We start from the raw sequence: 2,650 nt of genomic DNA on the forward strand, positions 1-2,650 counted from the left end.
CATATCGTTAATAGATAATGACTTTCCTTTGTTCAAACCTCTCTGGTTGCCCGGCATTAGCTTTATTGCTGGTCATTATCACGTCTGCTATTCAAGAACTAACAATAGTTAACAGGTTAATTATATTCATATCGTAAGGATGAAATCTAATAAATGGACAATAAAGTGAGAGATAGAAGAAAAATAATAACCTCAATGAATAGAATTGCCATTGGTATCTTTATAGCATTAACAACTACGCAAGGGTATTCAGCAAAAGTTCGGGCGGAGGCAACGGTAACCCCCTCGGCTGAAAATGATATGCTATTGGATAAACTCAAGGTAGAAGGAGCGAATAATTCCCAGGACGGTGACTGGGTATATGATGAGCTGCACTCAGTCAGTGAAATCTCCCGCGAACAATTGGATAATCGCCCTGCCCGCCATGCGGCAGATATATTGGAACAAACCCCCGGTGTCTATTCCAGCGTCAGTCAGCAAGACCCCGCGCTTTCCGTAAATATCCGTGGGATCCAAGACTACGGCCGCGTCAATATGAATATTGACGGCATGCGACAAAACTTTATGAAAAGTGGTCATGGTCAGCGCCATGGTGTGATGTATATCGATCCAGAAATATTGAGTAGTGTTGTGATTGAAAAGGGAGCCACCAGTGATATTGGCGGTGCGGGCGTCATTGGTGGGATTGCCACCTTTAATACGGTCAATGCCAGCGATTTCCTCGAACCGGGCAAAGAGATTGGCGGTAAAATTCGCGCCATGACCGGTGATAATGGCACTAATTTTATTGGCAGTGCGGCACTGGCGCTGGGCAATGAATATGGTGATCTATTAATTGCTGTCAGTGAGCGCAATTTAAAAGATTATTGGCCCGGCAATAAAGGAAATATTGGTGGTCTTCGTTTTGGCGCAAAAGCCGCCCCAGTTTTAAGCAGAGAAGTTACCAATAACAAAGTTGAATTTGCCAACTATAAAATGAGCTCACAGCTCGCTAAACTGGGCTGGAATTTGCCCGCCGACCAACGGTTGGTACTCAGCTATTTGCAAACGCAAATAAATAGCCCCAATGCCAGTATGTTAATGCCGCTTGTCGATAAGTCAGATCCCTACCGTAGAATTAAAATGGGTTGGAAAAATAGCAGCGTAAGTGATGTGCTGAACCGTAATATAGGGTTGGATTATAGCCTCAAGCCAGAACATATTGCCTGGCTGGATGTGGCGGCTAAAATCTATTACGTTGATACCAATGATGAAACCGATACCCTGTGTTCTGATGCCGTTTTTTGTAAAAAGTTTTGGACTCAAACCCGTTTGAACACCCGTGGTTTACAACTGCAAAATACCAATTACTTTACCTTCGCCGACCACCATCAATTACAAGTCAAATATGGCCTCGAGTGGTTTAGTGACCGCTCCACCGGCAACTCAACTCACGAAACAATGCTGGGTGTCACCCCACCCGGCAAGCGCACCATGACCAGCACCTTTGCCCAGTTGAATTACGAACATGCCGACTGGCTGCGGCTGGAAGGTGGCCTGCGTTATGATCAATTTCGCTTAAAGGGTAATACCTGGATGCCGAGCAAATCTTACCTTGCCAACTATTCCCGTGAAAATCCATGCAACAGAAAGATACATGAGCAACATATTACTATTGAATCAAGACGGTGCTCCTCAAATAACACGGTCAAAATGAGCTGGGATGTGGATCGCCGTGAACAACAGCTTTCACCCACCTTGGCTATCGGTATCAAACCTGGTGTGCAGTGGCTGGAGTTTTTTGGTAATTACGGCAAATCCTGGCGGCCACCGGCGATGACCGAAGTGCTGGCGACCGGCAGTGCGCATGGTCACGGCTGGATTTTGCCCAATCCGTTTCTGGCCGCAGAGCATTCTAAAGCTTGGGAAGCGGGCATTAATATTCAACACAGTAATCTGTTTAGTGAACAAGACCGCCTGGTGGCCAAAATGGCCTACTTTGATACCCGCGTCAGCAATTATATCAATCTTGAATTATCCAAGACCAAACCACTGCTAGGTTCCGGTTCTTTTGCAAATGCAACCTACATTAATAATTTATTGGCAACCCGTTTTCGCGGTCTGGAATATCAATTAAGCTATGACATGGGTTTTTTTTATACCAGTTTAAATTATACCAGAATGATTGGTGTTAATAACTTTTGTTCTAAAAGGGCTTGGTTAGGAGGGGTAAAACGCCGTGTATTTACTAAGGATGATCAGTATCTTGTCGAAAATGATAAAATAAACAATATAATTGATTGCTTGGCGGGGAATAACTTATTTGGTTCTTCTGCTTATTTGCCCGGTGATCGTGGTAGTTTAACTTTAGGTGGAAGATTATTTGATAAAAAGCTGGATCTCGGCACCATTATTCGCTATAACAAAGGACATCAAGACACATCGGTTGTTAATAGCTACGGCCACGCTAATACCGCTTATGTTGCGGATTGGCCGAAGTATACCTTATTTGATCTTTATGCTAGCTATAAGGTAACTAATAATTTAACTTTGCGTAGCACAATAGAAAATATAACTAATCGCGCTTATATAGTCAGTTATGGTGATTCACTTTCTTTTGCGCCAAATCGTGGTCGAACTATTCAGGGCGGTTTTGAATATAAATTCTAGT

At 43.5% G+C, this 2,650-nt stretch carries 1 protein-coding gene; it reads left to right on the forward strand.

Annotation, left to right across the window (positions count from 1 at the left end; translation table 11 throughout):
- Positions 1–153: 153 nt before the first annotated feature.
- Positions 154–2,649 (forward strand): TonB-dependent hemoglobin/transferrin/lactoferrin family receptor, encoded by a 2,496-nt coding sequence (locus tag V2A85_RS23005; protein WP_420072476.1) that lies wholly within the window; start codon positions 154–156, stop codon positions 2,647–2,649.
- The last annotated feature ends 1 nt before the right edge of the window (position 2,650 follow it).

The organism is Yersinia sp. 1252 StPb PI, assembly GCF_048593885.1.
Classification (GTDB): domain Bacteria; phylum Pseudomonadota; class Gammaproteobacteria; order Enterobacterales; family Enterobacteriaceae; genus Yersinia; species Yersinia enterocolitica_E.

Coding starts and splice junctions, on each gene's coding strand:
- V2A85_RS23005 (WP_420072476.1), top strand. CDS start 154: ATGGACAATAAAGTGAGAGATAGAAGAAAAATAATAACCTCAATGAAT.